We start from the raw sequence: 16,848 nt of genomic DNA on the forward strand, positions 1-16,848 counted from the left end.
ATGAACAGTTCAACCGAATTGAACCACAGACCTATCTAATGTCTTCCTGAACCAACTTGATTATCCATTGAGACATGCCCGAAGCCATAAGCTTGTCACGGGCAAATTCCGCAAAAGAAAAAATGGAGATAGTTCCCGGCTCAACAGCCGGAACATATCCCGTAACGAAGAAATCGCCGGCTCAATTAAACCTTTGATGCCAACAACGTTCAAAGCCTGCCTGTGTGGGAAAGACGTGTCCCGGCACAGGCAGGCCGTCAATATCAAAACTATTTCTTCCGGGCTGCGACCATAAGCCCCAGCCCGGTTTCTGAAACAGGTCGGCAGCGGATGTCATCGAAACCGAGAGATCCCAGAATGCCGACCAGTTCGTCTTGCTCGATAAAATGTGAGGAATAGCCGCACAACCGGGTCAGGAGTTCCAACGAGGCTTCTGCCATCTCGTTCAGCCGGTTACCGCCCCGAAAACAATGGTGGGAGACAAACCATCCACCCGGCTTCAATCCTTCAGCAATTCTTGCAAGCGCATCGCCGAGATCAGACTTGAACGCGTACAACACGTGCGACGTCAGTATGAGATCAAAATGCCCTGCCGGGATTCGATCTTCCCTGAAGTCGAGACCGTGCGTTGTCACGCGGTCACCGAACCCCAGCCGATCGCACCTGGCCTGAGCCTGTTCAACAACATGGGGAAGATCGAAGATCGTCCCGTGCATCTCATCATTCCGCTCCAGTACGCCCATAGTATACGAACCGTGATTGCCGCCGATGTCCCCCATTGTCCTGAATTCGTCAAAACCAGGCAGACCGGCCACGAGATCCACCACGGGAGACAGGCCGTTGCCTTTGGCATCCTGAGCAGTGCCTTCCATGGTTTCGGCAACGCCCCAATCGTTATCCGTTACATTGCGGCCCACCTCTCCACCGGATACCAACGCAGTTATGGAATCTTCCACCATCGCGTTGAAACGCATGGTTAGGGCCATGCTGTCCCCCTGATACAGAGGTGCACTGCTGACCAGGTACTCCGAAGCCATGGCCGTATTGACATATCCGTCCACGGTTCTGGCCAAAAGATCAGCCGCAACCAGAATATCCAGAATCGGCTCAAGCCGTTCTGCCACCAGTCCCATTTCCGCCGCGAGCGCTTCCGCCCCCTTGGCCTGCCCCTCAAGTCGGTCGAACACCTTCAACTCCACGGCGCTCATCACAGCCTTGGTGGAGAGTGACGATATCATCATTCTATTGACAGGTTCAAAATCAGAACAAGGTTTCAAGACAAGCATAGAGACTCCTATCTGTTTAGTTGCTATACTGATTCGAGAAAATTTTTTATTTCAAATAATTGTCCATCCACAGATTCATCTGCCTGCTCATCGTGCGGACGATTTCGTAGGATGCTTCATCCAACTGGGCCACATACTTCAAAAACACCCTGTCGTGGTCCCGGTGAAAAGCTATATGGTTCTCACTGGCGGCATGCCCCAGTTCCGTTGTCCTGATAACAACACGGGACCCGTTCTCCGGGTCTGATTCCTTGACCAAAAACCCCTTTTTCACCAGCTTGGCAACCAACTGTGAGACCGCCCCCTTGGTGATGCCGAATTCCTCGGCCAACTCCGTGACTCCGGCCCCGTCCCGCATATCCACAGCAGTGATCATATGAATCTCCGCCGGGAACAGCTCCACACCTATGCCGAAATCAAAAGCCTTTCGTTCCACAAGCGCATATTTTGCCATGGCCCGGCCAAGATCCCTGAGCACAGGCGTCATCTCTTCAAATGTCTTCATACAAAGTGTTTAGCAGCTAAACACCTCGTAGTCAACAGACTGTTTTTTGCTTGAAAGGAACTGGTAGCGCATCAGAGAAAGCACCCAATCACAAACAACTCCCCCAAAGATCAAAACAACCCAATACGGGCATTTGGGTATTCCACAAGCCCTTGAACACCTGACGGCATTTTTTATAATAACATACTGTTATAAAGGGACATATTTGATTAAAAGCGTATTAACGCTCCCGGTCGCAGAATGTGACTGGCGCGCGGGATATCAGTAGTATCGCTGGGAGATCGAAAGGAGAGCGGCCAGGGCCGTTGTCCCGGTTCAGGTAGATAATTCATCGGATCACGACATGAAAAAGGGGAGGATTATCACCCTCCCCCAGAATATCTTTTTGATCTTTGACGGCTTTTAATAGGCCATTTCAAGCATCATCCTGGCACCAGTGTTGCCCGCATCCTCAGACGACATGGTATGAGTTGCATCAAGCTCGCAACTCATGACGCCGTCTGCGCTTGTGAACTTCAGCCCGGCTCCGAAGACCTGCCCACCGTCAGCATCCAGGTTGGAGTTCACGAAAGGAGCCAGAGTGCCCACCTGGTTGCCGTCATCGCCATTCAAGGCGAAGTTGTAGGCGAGAAGTCCTTTGATGGTGTATTCGGAGTAGTCATCTCTGCAAAACTGACGTTCACCTTCGATCACGCCGGACAATCCGGTTTCGCCGGACAGGACCCGCAAACCACCACCGAGATTGAGCGCATTGCTGTCATCGTTGATTTCATCGACAAAGTCATGAATGTAATCGGCCTTGACGAAAGGCTGCAAGGTCATCCCCTGTGCATTGAAGCTGTAGGCGACTTCAACACCGGGTTTGATCTGGCTGGTGTCAGCCGTGGACTCGCCGACACGGGTTCCATCGCTTTCGGTAAAGGCATCAAGTGTTTTTTCCGACAACAGGTAACCAAGTCTCGCAGTCAACTCCAGAGGAATGGAGTCGGACGGCTGCATCCTGTACTCGCCTTCCAGTGCCGTATACCACATGTCACTGTCGGTGTTTCCCGTGACAGTGGAGTTCCGCTTGCGGTCAACGTCACCAAAACTATACCCTGCAATAAACGAAATCAGTGCGCCATCGACTGGTTCGTACATGACATAGGGTGAGAAGTTCCAGCTCTGTTCTTCGTACTTGCCGGAGTTGTAGCTGGTCGTAATATCTGTATCAGTGTAGCCGACAGAAAGACCGGCAATGACTTTTTCATGAAAACGGTAGTCTGCACCGAGGCTGTAGCCCCACACATTACCATTGTACCGTCTGTCATCCCCGCCCTTGTTGAAATCGTTATCGGCAGACGTAAAAGACGCATGCCCCCAAATGGTGAAAGGGTCACTTGTAAGGATACCACGTCGCTGTTCTATGCCGGAGACGCCGCCATCAGCCGCCGCAGCCACACTTTGTGACGTATTGAAGGTGGCGAACTGCCCCAGTTCCTTGATGGACATTTCTCTGGCTTCATGCTGCTCGCCCCTTTGATAAAGAGAACCTTTATTGAATGATGACGCCAAATTCCTACCTCGCGCTTCCTGCGGCGGAGCACCAAAAGAGGCCGTTGCGGTCCGGGACATGATGTTGCCCGTTATGACGGAAGTTTGTCCTCTGGAGGCAGAGGCAACGGTGTTGGAAAAAGCATTCTTCGTTTCACCACTTGTACCATCGGGCCCATCTGTTACGCTGTAATAATTGACGTTACATGAGCTAGCAGCATGAGTAGTAGTCCATATTCTGTAATCACCATCCGATACGACTGTGTACTCAAAAACATCTCCACCAACAATATTCATCCACTCAGCTACTTTAAAATAGAGGTCATCCACGATACTAATATGTGTCGTCCCAGATGCAGAAACAACTTTACATCGTATTTTTTCACCAGCGACAAAACTAAATAATCTATCAGAGCCTATACCATCACTTTGCGTAATATTAAATAAAAGCGTCTCCCTTTCTGCAGCATATGCTGAGAATGGAATGCTGCATACAAATACTCCCAGACACAACAGGGAAAGCATATGAAATCGTACTTTATTGAACACCAGAACCTCCACTTGGCAGAACAAGTCAAATGTTTGCCAATGCTGTACTATCGAAAAAGAACACTCCCCTCAGTCCAACCTCTTCCACGTACGGTCGGCAATTCGCAATGCAGACGCAGGCGACCAAGATTGTCGGTGCGCATGATCTCGCTTTCGCGTCGAGCACGCGCCGCCGGACTTCTGGACAGAGGCCGTCCAGGGACGACTTGCGTTGTCTGCCAACGAGCAGCACTACCCATATATCCCAGGAGAATTCCTGTCTGTCCGGGTTTTCCCGGACAGACGTACGATAATGAGATAAATTAGCAGAGCGCTAAGAAAAAAAGGGATGGGTACGGAATGCTTATTTCAATGTAAGTGATTGATTTTAATCTAAACAATGCAGTATTCGCGGAGGGCATATTTCCTGAGAACTTTCATGCCATTCAGACCAAGTTTTATTTGTATCCTTGAATAGTAAGTTTCCACTGTTCGGACACTCACGTCGAATCTCGCTGCGATCTCCGCATTGGTTTCGCCCTTTGCCAGAAGGATCAGAACTTCCCTCTCGCGTTCGCTGAACTGCGGAGGCTCGACCGAGGTCTCGATCTGGTTCCCTTCCGCCTCAAGGCTCGCCGCCACGCGGGGACTGAGGTAGATTTCACCGCCGAGGACGGTCTGAATCGCTTCCAATAGGACTGTCGAGCTTTCACATTTGGTGACGAACCCGTGCGCCCCGCGACCAAGGGCGCGTTTCACGACACTGGCGTTGCCATGCATGGAGTAGATAAGCACCGATATATCTCTTGAGAGCAGGTCCTGAATACAGTCCAGGCCACTTTCCTGGCCCAGAGAAATATCCACCAAAGCGACGTTCGGGCTGGTGGAATCGAGTACGGTCAAGAGTTCATCCCGACAGGACACTTCAGCGCAGACCGTGTGCTGGCCCTTTGCGAGCAACAGACCGAGTCCTTCGCGTACGGCCGGATGGTCATCCACAATGAGTATGTTGGCGGAAACGCTCATATATCGTCCTCTTCGCCTTTTGGACGTGCAGCAGAATGACAAGCAACGGAGCAGACGACCATGGTCCCGCCGCCCTCGGCTTCGTCCATGTCCACAATCTGCAAGTCGCCACCGATCATCATCGCCCGATGCGCCATGATGTTCATGCCCAATCCCCCTTTGGACTGATCGGCCGCAGATCGGCCGACACCATCATCACGAACCGCGAGCGTTGCCATGCCGTTTGAAGAGCAATCGAACGAAACCGTAATCCGCTGGGGGTTGGCGTGTTTTACGGCATTGGAGATAGCTTCCTGGGCGATACGATAGAGCTGCGTCACTTGCATGTTTCGACAGACTTCGCAGGCCCTCTCATCCTGAAATTTCATGGGAATGCCGCTCGACCGGGAATAACGACGGATCATGTCCTCCAGAGACGGCCCTGCGCTTGCATCACCATGCTCCAGCGGCCAAATGCCACAAGACAGGTCGTATGCCTGATTCACCAATCCATCCAAAACAGCAGAAAGCTGGCGCAGCTCCTCCTTTCTGCCTTCCGGATTCTGATCCTCTTGCGAGAGCGATGCGCACCGCAGACAGGCCCCGGTCAACTGCTGACACAGGCCATCATGGATATCTATGCTGATGCGGCGGCGTTCTTCTTCGCTGAGATTCACGATCTCCCGCTCCAACCTGCTGCGTTCAGCAATCTCTTCTTCAAGATTGACGTTTCTGATCTCAAGTGCCTCGGAGAGGTGTTCGACGGAGGTAAAAGAATTGGAAAAACGCTGGGCCAATGCCATGGCTTGAGACAGAACGAGGGCAAAAAGCCCCAACGGAAGGAGACTCTCCACGTGGGTACTGAAAATGAGATAATAAATATCATGTGTTGAAGTTACCCCAAGAACAATAATTCCACAGAGGAGAACCAGCGACCCGCTATACCCTCGACGAAAGCAAACAAACAACAGAATGATAAAGCAAGCAGTAATAAAAACAGCCGTTAAAGCAAACAATTGAAGCGCCGTTTGAAAAACGAGACCGGGTAGAAAAAAGACCGTAAGAATGAAAAGAAGACCTCTTACATCAACGATATAGAGAAGAATTCGACCAAATTCATTCGGAAACAATGACCTGTAAAATCTATACAGTATTGAGGTTGAAATAGCGTAGCAGACAAGGGCAATCTTGCTGAGTACCACGAATTGAACATCTTGAAGGTATGACCTGATCAACCAATCTGATGCATCATTTGAGGCAACCAACACAGTCAAAACCATGCAATATAACCCAAAGTACAGCGTCGAGAGATCTTTCTTTCTCAAAATATAGAGGATAAAATGGTACAATGCCATGATCAGCATGCAGCCCGAAAACAACAACCCCCAACTTCGTGCATCGTTATGGGCTTGTTCCAGAACTCCCTGCTCAGCCAATACGATTGGATTCTGCACCCCACCCCCGGGAAAGAAGTGGTTGGATATCTGCATCACCAGATCAATAGGCGCTCCATCGATTGTAATTGGCGACAGGACGATTGAACGATCCGGAGTCTCAGCCTCAACGCTCCGCCCTACGACTCCGCTCGTGGCGACAAGCGTTCCGTTGGCCCATATGCGGTAGGCGGCCCGAATTGAAAGAAAACGCACCGTCAACTGGCGAACGCCGGGAGCGGGCAGGATGCGCAGCCGGAATGTTGCTTGCCCTGTGCCGGGCAGGGAGTGGCCGTTTAATTCATACCCTTTCCAATAACCGGGAAAGACCAGATAGCCGCTGCTTGTCTGAACATTGCCCGCCGCGAAGTCATCGGGAGTCAGCAGTTGATCCCAATAGAACTCCCACTGTCCATCAAGAGCGATCGGGCCATGCCGGACCGGATCCCAGCCGGAAAGATCAATTACGCCACGCTCGGCAGTCGGCATGGTCTTTTCACCTTCACGACACCCCCCGATACCACAGATCACTATCGCGATTGTGACGAGCAAAAGTAATCGAAGAGGTTTGGCAAACAAAAAAGGCCTTACGGCAAACAGGTAATCTTTCAAATTAAAAGAATCCTTAAGATTTATTGACAGTCTGAGCATAGGTAAAACAGCCCTGACAGATAAGTCAATAAAACCCACTTCGCCCACACCGACAGATGAGCCTACGCCACTATCAGATGTGAGAAGAAGATGCCGGCTTGCCCTCTTTCCCCCACGACCACGCGGTATCCGGTTTGCCAAAAGACCTGTTCACGTCCAGCACATTGAAGGAAGCACCATAAAAGAGCTCATGGAACTCCGTCGCTTCCCTGATGATATTAAATGAGCACACTTCCGGGTGTATCTCGTTGGCAATATGCATCAGACCCAGAATCCACTTGGGACCGCCAAAGTCACTGCTTGGAATCGGAGCCGTATGGATGCGCCTGTCGCGAACAGCATCAATACGAAGATTTTTCTCCACGCATTCATTGTAAAAATCCATTGGGGAGTTGGAAATAAACGCTGAAATGAACATTATTTCCGGATTCAACTTCTCAAGGATTTCCGGTTCGATACTCATGCCCGGTCGGCCATGTATCTCGATCTCCCGATTGACGCTTGCGCCATTGCAGATTTCCACCAAATGGTTTTCGAATCGCTCTCCCTTGATACAAAACAGCGGCTTTCCCATGGCATAATACACTCTGGGCCGAGTATCCTGGGCACGGCAGAGAGATTGAACCAGCGCTGTCTTTTCCTCCAGGTAGGTCGCCAGAATCTCGGCGGAAGTTTCACGGTGCACCAACGAACCGAAGAAACGTATCATTTGTATATACTTATCCACCCGCTGTATGTCGTGATGCAGATCCTGCATCTTGCCGTTGCACAGCAGATATTCCCAGACATGCACCACCTCGGCCTTGCTGGCAACGCCCATGGTGATCAGGATGGACTCGACGATTTCAAGAGCGCGCGTAAATGGATATCCCCCTTGAAAATCCTTTTCCCTGAAGTCCACGGCATTGACTTCCCCGCAAATCCCGATGGGTTGCCTGCACGCGGGACATGCGTGATGTTCCGGTTCTTTCATGACGCCGTTTTGCAACCGCGCTCCCATGGGGCCGTAAAAATCCCTGGAAAGGGTCGTTTCACCGCAATGCCGGCACACTGTGTTCAACTCTTTTGTCCCCGGAGAATTAAACACATACACATGATTCAACAGGGTACGCATCCTTTGGCTGAGTGCTTCCGTTTCCCTGATCAACGGCTCCAGTTCGGGGTCTGCCCCTTCCAACGGAATGAACCGCATCACCTGCAAGGGAATTTCAGGGGATATGTCGCGGATGATGGAGCACAGTTCCAACAATTCCTCGGCATTGTCCTTCTTATGGATGCAGGCAAGTTCGACGTGGATACCGCCCTTGTGCAGCATCTTGATATTTCTCAGGACAGGAGAAAACCCCTTGAGTCCGGCACAGTCATGGTAATTCTGATCGGAAAGTCCTTTAATCCCGATATTGATGAAATCCAGGACCGGCTGCGTCCTTTCAATGGATTCCCGGGAAAAATACCCGTTCGAGGAGCACCCGACATACAGCCCCTTTGCTTTGGCCAACGTTGCCACGGCAAGGAATGTTTCAAATGCGGCGAGCGGGTCGTTCATCAGAAAGGCAATACCCTTGCACCCGCACTGGATTGCTTTCTCAACGATCTGCTCGGGCGAATACCGCTGAAGCGCCTTGCTTTGCGGATTCATTTCCCGAACGATCACCGCAGATATGCATCCGGGGCAATTGAAATTGCAGCCGACGGTGCTGACCTGAAGGAAACGCGCCCCGGGGTGAAAGTGGAGCATGGGCATGGTCTCAATCCGGATCGGGCAGACCATGATGTATCTGTTCGGATACAATTCGGAAACAAGGCCGTCCCTGTTCCCGTAGCGACCGCAACGGCCAATGCCGCCCTCGACAATCGTGCATGCGTTTTCGCAGACATGGCAACGCTGCACAGGAGTATTGCCGCCCATCAGCCTTTCCCCCCGGACTTACGGATTTCAACCCATGTTCCATAGCTGTCGTCGATGATGTCGTATTCTTTTACGGATGCCTGCCCCAGGGTGTCCGTCAGGAAACTGCCCTTCTTCCACCGGGTCCGCTCCTCAAGGACGTCAGGGGCCCAGACCGGGCGCATCCCCTTGACCTCTTCAAGGGTTTGGAGGCGGCTGAAGCCGCACCCGATCATCGCCTTTCCGCCAGGAGCGAGCACGCGTTGAATCTCTTCAAAGGCGGACACATGGTTTTCCCAAAACGGGATTGACCCTCGGCTGAGAATCAGGTCGGCACTCCCGTCGGGCAAGGGCATTTTTTCGACAGGGGCGGAGACGAACCGTATGCGGCCATCGGGAACGCCATGCATGACGCAATTCTCCCTGGCCAGCTCTATTGCTTCCGGTTCGGCGTCCAACGCGATTATTTCAAGGTCCGTAATCTTCGACAGTTCAATGGAAAGAGCAGCACTTCCTGTTCCAATATCAAGACACACCCCTTCAACAATGTCATATTTGCTAACAACCTCCCTGGCCAAAAGCGGGTACATCACGGCAAAACGATGATCCTTTGTATACTTATAAAAATCTTTTTCATCTTCCGGTATGGACATAGGGAATTCTCCTTTTTGTTTTAACAGGATTTGGGCTGACCAGAATCAGTATGGAGAGAAGGGGATGGGCCATGCGGAATCTGACCGGCCGCCCTGGGCAATGCGTCGCAAAGCCTTGAATATATCCCTCCAGGAATGCACATCCTGAAATTTTCTGCATACGGCATGACCAGCACATTTGCGCCGTAAAGTTCATACAGGCTTTCCTGCGTTATGACCTCGTTCGGAAGGCCGTCGGTATACACAACGCCATTCTTGAGCATGATCACATGATCGGAGACCCAAAATGCGTGGTCAGGAAAATGCGTGGATTTAATGAACGTATATCCTTCGCTGCACAACTCATGCAGTTGCTCCAACAGCTTGAGCTGATTGCCGTAATCAAGCCCATTGAGAGGCTCATCCAGAATGAAGATCCGGGCACCTTGGGCCAGTGCCCTGGCAATCAGGGTCAGCTGTCTCTCCCCGCCGCTGATCTGCGTATACGATTTGTCTTTCAGGTGCAGAATCCCGGTCTTTTCCATGGCGCTGACAGCCACGTTCTCGTCTTCCTCGGAAAATAGACTGAAAAAACTCTTGTGAGGCATACGCCCCATCATGACCACGTCCTTGACCGGATAGGCGAAAGAGGCCGTGTGCACCTGGGGAACGTAGGCGACCTGTTTGGCGAGGCTCTTTCTGCCGATGCAGCCGATATCCACACCATTCAGAAAAATCTGCCCTGTTTTCGGCATGAGAATACCGAGGAGAACCTTGAGCAGCGTTGTCTTGCCGCACCCGTTGGGCCCAAGAACGGAAACCAATTCACCCTTGGCGATGCTGAAGGAAACATCGTCCAGAATGGGGGTATCCGCATAGGAAAAACCGATATTATTCGCGCGGAGCAATGGCATCTATTTCCACCCCTGTTTTGCATTTTTCATGATTATCGAAAAAAACGGAATCCCGACAAGTGACGTGATGATGCCCAACGGTATTTCCACATCCAGCAGGAGGCGGGAGATATCATCCACGAGTACGAGATATATGGCCCCGACAAGGGCTGTCGTCGGAAGCAGGATGCAGTTGTTGGGACCGACAAGCATTCTGCCGATATGCGGTATCACAAGCCCGACCCAGCCGATCAATCCCCCCATCGCAACGGTGAGCGCACTGATCACTGTCGCGAAAACGATGAGGCACAAACGGATCACCTTCACATTGATTCCAAGGGTCTTTGCTTCCTCATCCCCCATGCTGAGCGCGTTGAGGTACCGGGACATGCCGAGAATGCACCCTATCCCGATGAGAATCGGAAGGGCTGTGCCGGCAACGGTTTCCGTATCGACCAGGGAAAGACCGCCCATGAGCCAATACACGATCGCCGGCAGTTGGTCCGTGGGGTCCGCCGTGTATTTGACGATCGACAGCAATGAGGTGAACAGGGATCCGCTTATGATCCCACCGAGAATGAGCATCATCAGCTTGTCGCCGTTATACATTTTGGCCAGGGACATCGCCAGGCCCACAGCCAGGATTCCTCCGGTAAAACTCAGCAGTTGGACTTCAAACCAGGAGTTGCCTATCAGCAATCCGAGCGCGGCGCCGAACGAGGCTCCGGGCAGGACCCCAAGAATTCCGGGCGCGACCAGCGGGTTGACGAACATGGACTGAAAAGCCGCCCCGGAAATGGAAAGTGCGGCCCCGATCAGGGCGGCGGCGATCAGTCGCGGGGCGCGGATATCGAACAGGACATTCCTCACCAGATCGTACCCGTCATCATGGGTACCCCCGGTCGGGAACACCCCCTGTTGGACAACGAACCATAGCTCTCTCAAGGAAATGGGATATTTTCCCAACGTCAAGGACACCGCCAGACACAAGAGCAGGAGAAATCCCAAGGCCAGGAGCAGAAAGGACCGATTTCCCCAGCCCTCGAAGAGATACTTTCTTGTCCGGGCAAAAGGACGGAGCTGTTTCATCTTGCACTGCTCATGAGCTGCTCGGCGTCTTCGGACGAAATGTCCTTTTGCAAAAACAAATGGAAGAATTCACGGCATTCATGCTGCATGTCCCAATCAAAAAGATCCGGATACATAATATTGGCGACCCACTTCAGCCCCAATATGCGCATGAAGGACGGAGGACGGTCGAACCAGTTGAACGGCTTATTCGGAATGAGGTAGACGCGATGATTCTTGACTGCCGGGATGCTTTTCCACCCTGCGGACGAATAAATCTGCGCATAGAAAGAGGCCTGTTCGACAAAGATGACCTCCGGCTGATACGCGATAACCGTTTCCATGTTCACCCTCTCTTTCCCATACCGTGTCACCACGCCTTCGCCGTGCACATTGATCCCACCGGCCAGGGGAATGAGTTCCGCATGGATCGACGTGCTGCCTTCGGTGCGAAGGCCGTCGTTTCCCTCCGCGTAATAAACCTTCACCCTTTTCTGAGGAGAAATTAAGGCCGTTTTTTCAGCCACCTGAGAAAAGACTGCCCGTGTATAATCGGCGAGCGCCCTACCCCTTGCCTCCCTGCCGAGGATCCCCCCCAAGGCTTCGAATGCATCCGGGTATTGATACAACTGATCGATGACAATGTTGGCAATCGGAATATTGAATTTCCCAAGAAACGCTTCAAATTTATGGCTCAACGGACTGGAATTCCTCCCGACAACAATATCCGGGTTCAATGCGACAAGCTTCTCCAGATTAGGGGTTTTCCCCTGGCCGAAATAACCGCCGATAACAGGAAGATCCAGCGTATGCGCGTCAATATACTTGTCACAGCCTTTCAATGGGAAATTCAACCCGGCAAGAAGCGTCGGATCAATGGCATATACCAGCATGGTTTCCGGCGGTGACGCGGCATACACTGTTTTTACCGCATCAGGGACCGAGACGACACGTCCGGTCATGTCCGTAATATCTCTGGCGAATGCAACCCCTGAAAAAACGAAGACAGAAACACAGACCATCACTGCCAATAGCATTTGCTTTTTCAATGTATAACTGGACACGGCCTTCTCTTTGTTAAACGTGAGTTCTATTTTTCGATCAATATCTCCAAATTTATGTAAGTATTTTTCGTAAATCATGATCCACGCCCTGCCAATCCCGTCACGGGTTTAATTGTTATCGTGACAGGTGGCGGAACCTCGCAAACAGTTGTCGGGCACCGCGACCATGGGCCACAGAAGCGAGGCCGCCTCCTGAAAACAAAAAAGGCAGCGACCGACAAACCAATAATGGCAAGCCTTCTTCTGATAAAAAGGGCTTGCTATTCACAATATGGCATTAATGGCCACTGGTATTTGAAGAAGCTGGAGCTGGAGGGGATCGAACCCACGACCTCTTGAATGCCATTAGAGAGGCCCTGTGGAACTAGAACAGCATTGACCAACTATGGAGATGGAGCTTTCGCCCAGTAATACCGTTTTGTGCTCTGCGGGGGCACAAGGTGCATCAACTACCTGATTCCACAAATCATACCTGCCGTTGCAGCGTGTTGGGACACACTGTGGACACAATATGAGCAAACAAAAATGCTCAGGCGTAACCTGGCCGACTCACATTCCAAAGCTTTGAAAGTCCTTTCCCGAAGCTGATCCGATACAGGATGAGTTTGCAACCAGCTAAAACAATACCCCCCCGGAAAATCCGGAGGGGATGTTGTCTGTGAACCACTCATGGAGGCTGTTAAACCGTCTCTATGCAAAATTTCAATTGTTCCATCTCTTGCTTATAATTCTATTCCCTAACCACTTTTTCATAACGCCTGCTGTCGTATAAAAGCACTCCCGAATCCATGATCTCTGCCCCGCAAATCCTTTGGGGCAACTCGCCGGGACTATATATTACATCTTGACCAGAAGCGTTTGTATCCAGGCTTCAACATCATCTCGTTCAGGGTCACCGTCAATCTTCAGGGAATCGCCCAACATGACCGCTCCAAGCGCTTCGGACTTTTCTTCTATGGCGTCCACGGCACCGCAAAAATGAGTATAGGAAGAATCACCGCAACCGAACACGCCGACCTTCTTGCCGTCCAATCCGGCTTTTTCCAGATCGTCGAACAGGGGAATGAAGTCGTCCTGGAGTTCGATATCGTCATCGCCCCAGGTGGAGCAACCCAGAAGGATAACGTCATATCCGTTCGCCATACCCTCGACCGGCACATTCGCCGCATTCATTATCTCGACGTTATGCCCTTCTTTCTCAAGGACTTTGGCGATATCATCGCTGACGCTTTCCGTGTTGCCCGTGGTGGAACCAAATACGATCAATGCCTTGCTCATTTGCTACCTCGCAAGTTTATACGTTGCCATTTGATGGTGCGGAAACCGCACGATCCAAGACGCAAACCGCCCTCTGACGAAGGAGGCCTGCTATCTACAGCGTGGCATAATGATCGCTGACATTTGCATACTCTGTCTGATCTTGTATTTATACGTCATTTTGATTCCCATGCTTACTGGTGGCCCTCCAATCCAGAGGCGGTCAATCAGGGAGGTCCACCAGAAACCTAAGCTGCATCACTGGTGTTCCGCCACAGTCGGCTTACGCTCATTGGGAACCAGCACGACCAGGGTTGCGGTCTGCTTGAGTTGCAAATACGCATCCTTTTTGTCCGGGACCGCGTCGGTCTTGATATAGTACCGTATAAACCACCTTCCCGGCTGATCCAGGGAAACCCTGATCGTGTCGCCGGAGACTTCGGCACCGGGATGGTAAAGGTCCTCGGCCTCGGTGGAATACCCACCGTACGTGGCATCCCAATGCCCTGCTCCGAAATACCGCTTGCCGCCCTTGAAGACCTTCAAGACAAGCGTGTCACCGGGTTTCAACGTGGTAGGATCCTGCACAGGGACCAGTTCCAGAGGCAAGCCCACATGGGCCTGATATTTGCCGTCAGGCTCCCCGCAACGGACGTACGACTTCGCATATTGCTTGCTGTAAAGGGATTTGACGATTTCGGAAGCCTGATCCCTGACCTCGCTCATGGGTTTGATGGAGTTCCGGTCACGGCCTTTCTTGTCCACCCACTTGGTGTAGAAGCCGGGATTGGTTTCGGCAGTCAACACATAGGTGCCGTTTGTCCCGTACTCCACCATGTGAGATTGCAGGCAGGTTTCATCACGAGGCGCAATTTCAGTCACCTTGCCGGTGGGATCATACACCCTGATGAAAGCGAGTTTGTTGAAACGCACCCCATCGTCCACCGGGAAATGATGCCCGTATGCAAAGAAAAGCGGGGTCTTTTTGCCTTCGCTCACCCGAAAGCGACCCGATTGGATGTACAACGAATGAGCCGAAGCAATTTCTCCACCGAGAAACAACGTCAGCGCAAGCACGAGGCATACAGCAACAACTTTTTCCATATAACGCATGTTTTTCCTCTCTATTTTTTGTCGGAACAATCGGCCCCCCGGCCGCAGGAATCAGAGGTGCAACCGGAACAACCGCAGCCCTCTTTTGCCTGAAACTGTTTACGGATTTTTGTAAAAACATAATATCCTGCGAAAATGATAATAACGACGGCAAGAACGGTACCCATAAAAACCTCCGACTCAGTCTTTCAAGGCTGCAACCAGCCTGGAAAGGTTCCCGTCGAACCACTCGACAAGTGCTGTAAGCGCATCTTCCTCCTCCCCACGGACAAACCGCTTGAGGACCACCGGAGTCGCTCCACCGTCCCTCAAAGCCTCCAGCCCTCTGACCCCGGGCTCCCAGGAGCAGATCACGGCCCTGACCCCGGCCTTTTTGATTTGAACGGCCAATTGCCGCGCATCGCCGTCGGTCCACTGCTCCTCGGGCTTGAGCATATGGAAAGCGACATTCAAACCGTATTCGTCAGCCAGACAGGTATATCCACTGGTCAGGGCCGCCAGTTCCACAAAATCAAGCTCCATGAAAAGACCTTCGTATCTGCTCCGCAGTTTGAACAATTCGGTTTGCAACACCTTGAGATTTCCCCTGACCACGTCTGCATCCGAGGGCACCAATCGGCAGAGATCGTCGGCGGCAATGGCCGCCATGCGGGTGAGGTTTGCCGGGCTTCTCCAGACATACGGAGAGAATTCTCCTTCCACTTCCACCATCGGCACACCGGCGCCATAGCCGTCCAAGGACTGGGTGACATCAATGTTGACCACATGGATATTGCCGCGACGCGCCCATTGATAGAGCGGGTCGGCAGTCCAGGCCGATCCTACGGACAGGACCGCATCCGCCTTGGCAGCAATTTCAAAAAACGCCGTGCGGTGCTTTTTCAGATACGCTTTCTGTCCCTGCATGGAATAGCCGTCGGGGATGACATCCTTCACGGTCATGGACGTCCCCCTGGTCAGGACCTCCCCCATGGCCTGAATCACATCAAGGGAAGTCAGAACAACCACTTCCTTTTGGGCCATTGCAGGGGAAACGGCTGTAACAAGGAAAAACAGGACAGTGGCAAAGCCCAGTCGCTTCATCATGCGGCAGCCTCCCGGAAAGAACCTGAAAACGTGCGCAACCCAGCTGTTATGACAAAAATGCCCGAGGCGACCAGAATAATGGCCCCTCCCGACGGCACTGGAATCTCGAACTGCATGGGCACGATGATGCCGAGAAGGCAGCTCACGGTGGCAAAGATCACGCTGTAAAAAAAGAATCCCCTGACGGACCGGCTCACATTGCGTGCAGATGCCGCCGGAATGATGAGCAGGGCCTCCACCAGCACGGCACCCACGATCTTGAGGCAGGCCACGGTAACGACCGTGATCATGAGCACGAACACGTAGTCGTAAAATTTGGCGTTGATCCCGCGTACCTGGGCAAGACTCGGATTCAAGCTCGCCAACAGCATGTGATTGTACGTGGGGATACCCACAACGGTGCAGAGCACCCCGATAAGGAGCAGCACGTTCATGTCCGTATCATTCACCGTAAGAATCGAACCGAACAGAATGTTGTCCAGCACATGCATGTTCACCTTGGCCGTCACATATAGAAGCACGCACGCCCCCACGGCCAGGGAGATGGAAAGGAAGACTCCGATTACGGTGTCCTGCTTCATGCGCGTGCGATTTCGGGTATAATTCATGGTCAGGGCAAACAGGATGCAAAAACCGAAAAGAGAGGCATACGGAGCCGTCACAGGCTCGCCGAGCATGACGCCCAAAGCCACGCCGGTAAGGGCAGCCTGCCCAACGGCCTGTGAAAAAAAGGCCAGCCGCTTGGAGATCACCATGGTGCCTATACCGCCGAGGAGCGGACCGGCCACCACAGCGCACAGCAAGGCATTGACCACGAATGCATACTGAAAGGAATTCGGGAGGTTGCCTGCCCTGCCCAGCTCCATGACATGAAGGCGAACATAATCATAAATAAATCCCATAGAG

14 protein-coding genes are annotated in these 16,848 nt (G+C 52.1%); all 14 read right to left on the minus strand.

The genetic code is table 11. The annotated features are described in order from the left end of the window. Positions 1-269 precede the first annotated feature (269 nt). The 14 genes from DWB63_RS02145 to DWB63_RS02215 all read right to left on the minus strand — a co-directional run bounded on the left by DWB63_RS02145 (position 270) and on the right by DWB63_RS02215 (position 16,844). Positions 270-1,241, minus strand: coding sequence for a methyltransferase (locus tag DWB63_RS02145; RefSeq protein ID WP_164879747.1), 972 nt, complete (start codon positions 1,239-1,241; stop codon positions 270-272). Positions 1,242-1,332: 91 nt separating this feature from the next. Beyond that, positions 1,333-1,791 (minus strand): MarR family winged helix-turn-helix transcriptional regulator, encoded by a 459-nt coding sequence (locus tag DWB63_RS02150; RefSeq protein WP_128327165.1) that lies wholly within the window; start codon positions 1,789-1,791, stop codon positions 1,333-1,335. 402 nt (positions 1,792-2,193) lie between these two features. After that, positions 2,194-3,873: an autotransporter outer membrane beta-barrel domain-containing protein gene (locus tag DWB63_RS02155; RefSeq protein ID WP_128327166.1), complete on the minus strand. Its 1,680-nt coding sequence runs from the start codon at positions 3,871-3,873 to the stop codon at positions 2,194-2,196. A gap of 372 nt (positions 3,874-4,245) precedes the next feature. Further along, positions 4,246-4,878: a response regulator transcription factor gene (locus DWB63_RS02160; RefSeq protein WP_128327167.1), complete on the minus strand. Its 633-nt coding sequence runs from the start codon at positions 4,876-4,878 to the stop codon at positions 4,246-4,248. Continuing rightward, positions 4,875-6,902: a 7TM diverse intracellular signaling domain-containing protein gene (locus DWB63_RS02165; RefSeq protein WP_164879748.1), complete on the minus strand. Its 2,028-nt coding sequence runs from the start codon at positions 6,900-6,902 to the stop codon at positions 4,875-4,877. Before DWB63_RS02165 ends, DWB63_RS02160 begins: the two co-directional genes overlap by 4 nt. Positions 6,903-7,014: 112 nt before the next feature. Beyond that, positions 7,015-8,850 (minus strand): radical SAM protein, encoded by a 1,836-nt coding sequence (locus DWB63_RS02170; RefSeq protein ID WP_128327169.1) that lies wholly within the window; start codon positions 8,848-8,850, stop codon positions 7,015-7,017. Then, on the minus strand, positions 8,850-9,482 hold the full coding sequence (locus DWB63_RS02175) for a class I SAM-dependent methyltransferase (RefSeq protein ID WP_128327170.1): 633 nt from the start codon (positions 9,480-9,482) through the stop codon (positions 8,850-8,852). Before DWB63_RS02175 ends, DWB63_RS02170 begins: the two co-directional genes overlap by 1 nt. A 20-nt stretch (positions 9,483-9,502) precedes the next feature. Then, on the minus strand, positions 9,503-10,375 hold the full coding sequence (locus DWB63_RS02180; protein ID WP_128327171.1) for an ABC transporter ATP-binding protein: 873 nt from the start codon (positions 10,373-10,375) through the stop codon (positions 9,503-9,505). Continuing rightward, a complete protein-coding gene (locus DWB63_RS02185) occupies positions 10,376-11,443 on the minus strand; it encodes an iron ABC transporter permease (protein ID WP_128327172.1) in 1,068 nt (355 codons plus the stop codon). It abuts the gene before it with no gap. Continuing rightward, positions 11,440-12,564, minus strand: coding sequence for an ABC transporter substrate-binding protein (locus tag DWB63_RS02190; protein ID WP_128327173.1), 1,125 nt, complete (start codon positions 12,562-12,564; stop codon positions 11,440-11,442). Before DWB63_RS02190 ends, DWB63_RS02185 begins: the two co-directional genes overlap by 4 nt. Positions 12,565-13,323: 759 nt before the next feature. Next, positions 13,324-13,764, minus strand: coding sequence for a flavodoxin (locus tag DWB63_RS02195; RefSeq protein ID WP_128327174.1), 441 nt, complete (start codon positions 13,762-13,764; stop codon positions 13,324-13,326). A 237-nt stretch (positions 13,765-14,001) separates the two neighbouring features. Next, complete coding sequence (locus tag DWB63_RS02200) at positions 14,002-14,847, minus strand: DUF4198 domain-containing protein (protein WP_128327175.1); 846 nt, start codon at positions 14,845-14,847, stop codon at positions 14,002-14,004. A 189-nt stretch (positions 14,848-15,036) separates the two neighbouring features. Next, a complete protein-coding gene (locus tag DWB63_RS02210; protein ID WP_128327177.1) occupies positions 15,037-15,942 on the minus strand; it encodes a zinc ABC transporter substrate-binding protein in 906 nt (301 codons plus the stop codon). Next, complete coding sequence (locus tag DWB63_RS02215; RefSeq protein ID WP_128327178.1) at positions 15,939-16,844, minus strand: metal ABC transporter permease; 906 nt, start codon at positions 16,842-16,844, stop codon at positions 15,939-15,941. Before DWB63_RS02215 ends, DWB63_RS02210 begins: the two co-directional genes overlap by 4 nt. Positions 16,845-16,848: the final 4 nt, after the last annotated feature.

It is taken from the genome of Pseudodesulfovibrio sp. S3 (genome assembly GCF_004025585.1).
GTDB lineage: Bacteria > Desulfobacterota > Desulfovibrionia > Desulfovibrionales > Desulfovibrionaceae > Pseudodesulfovibrio.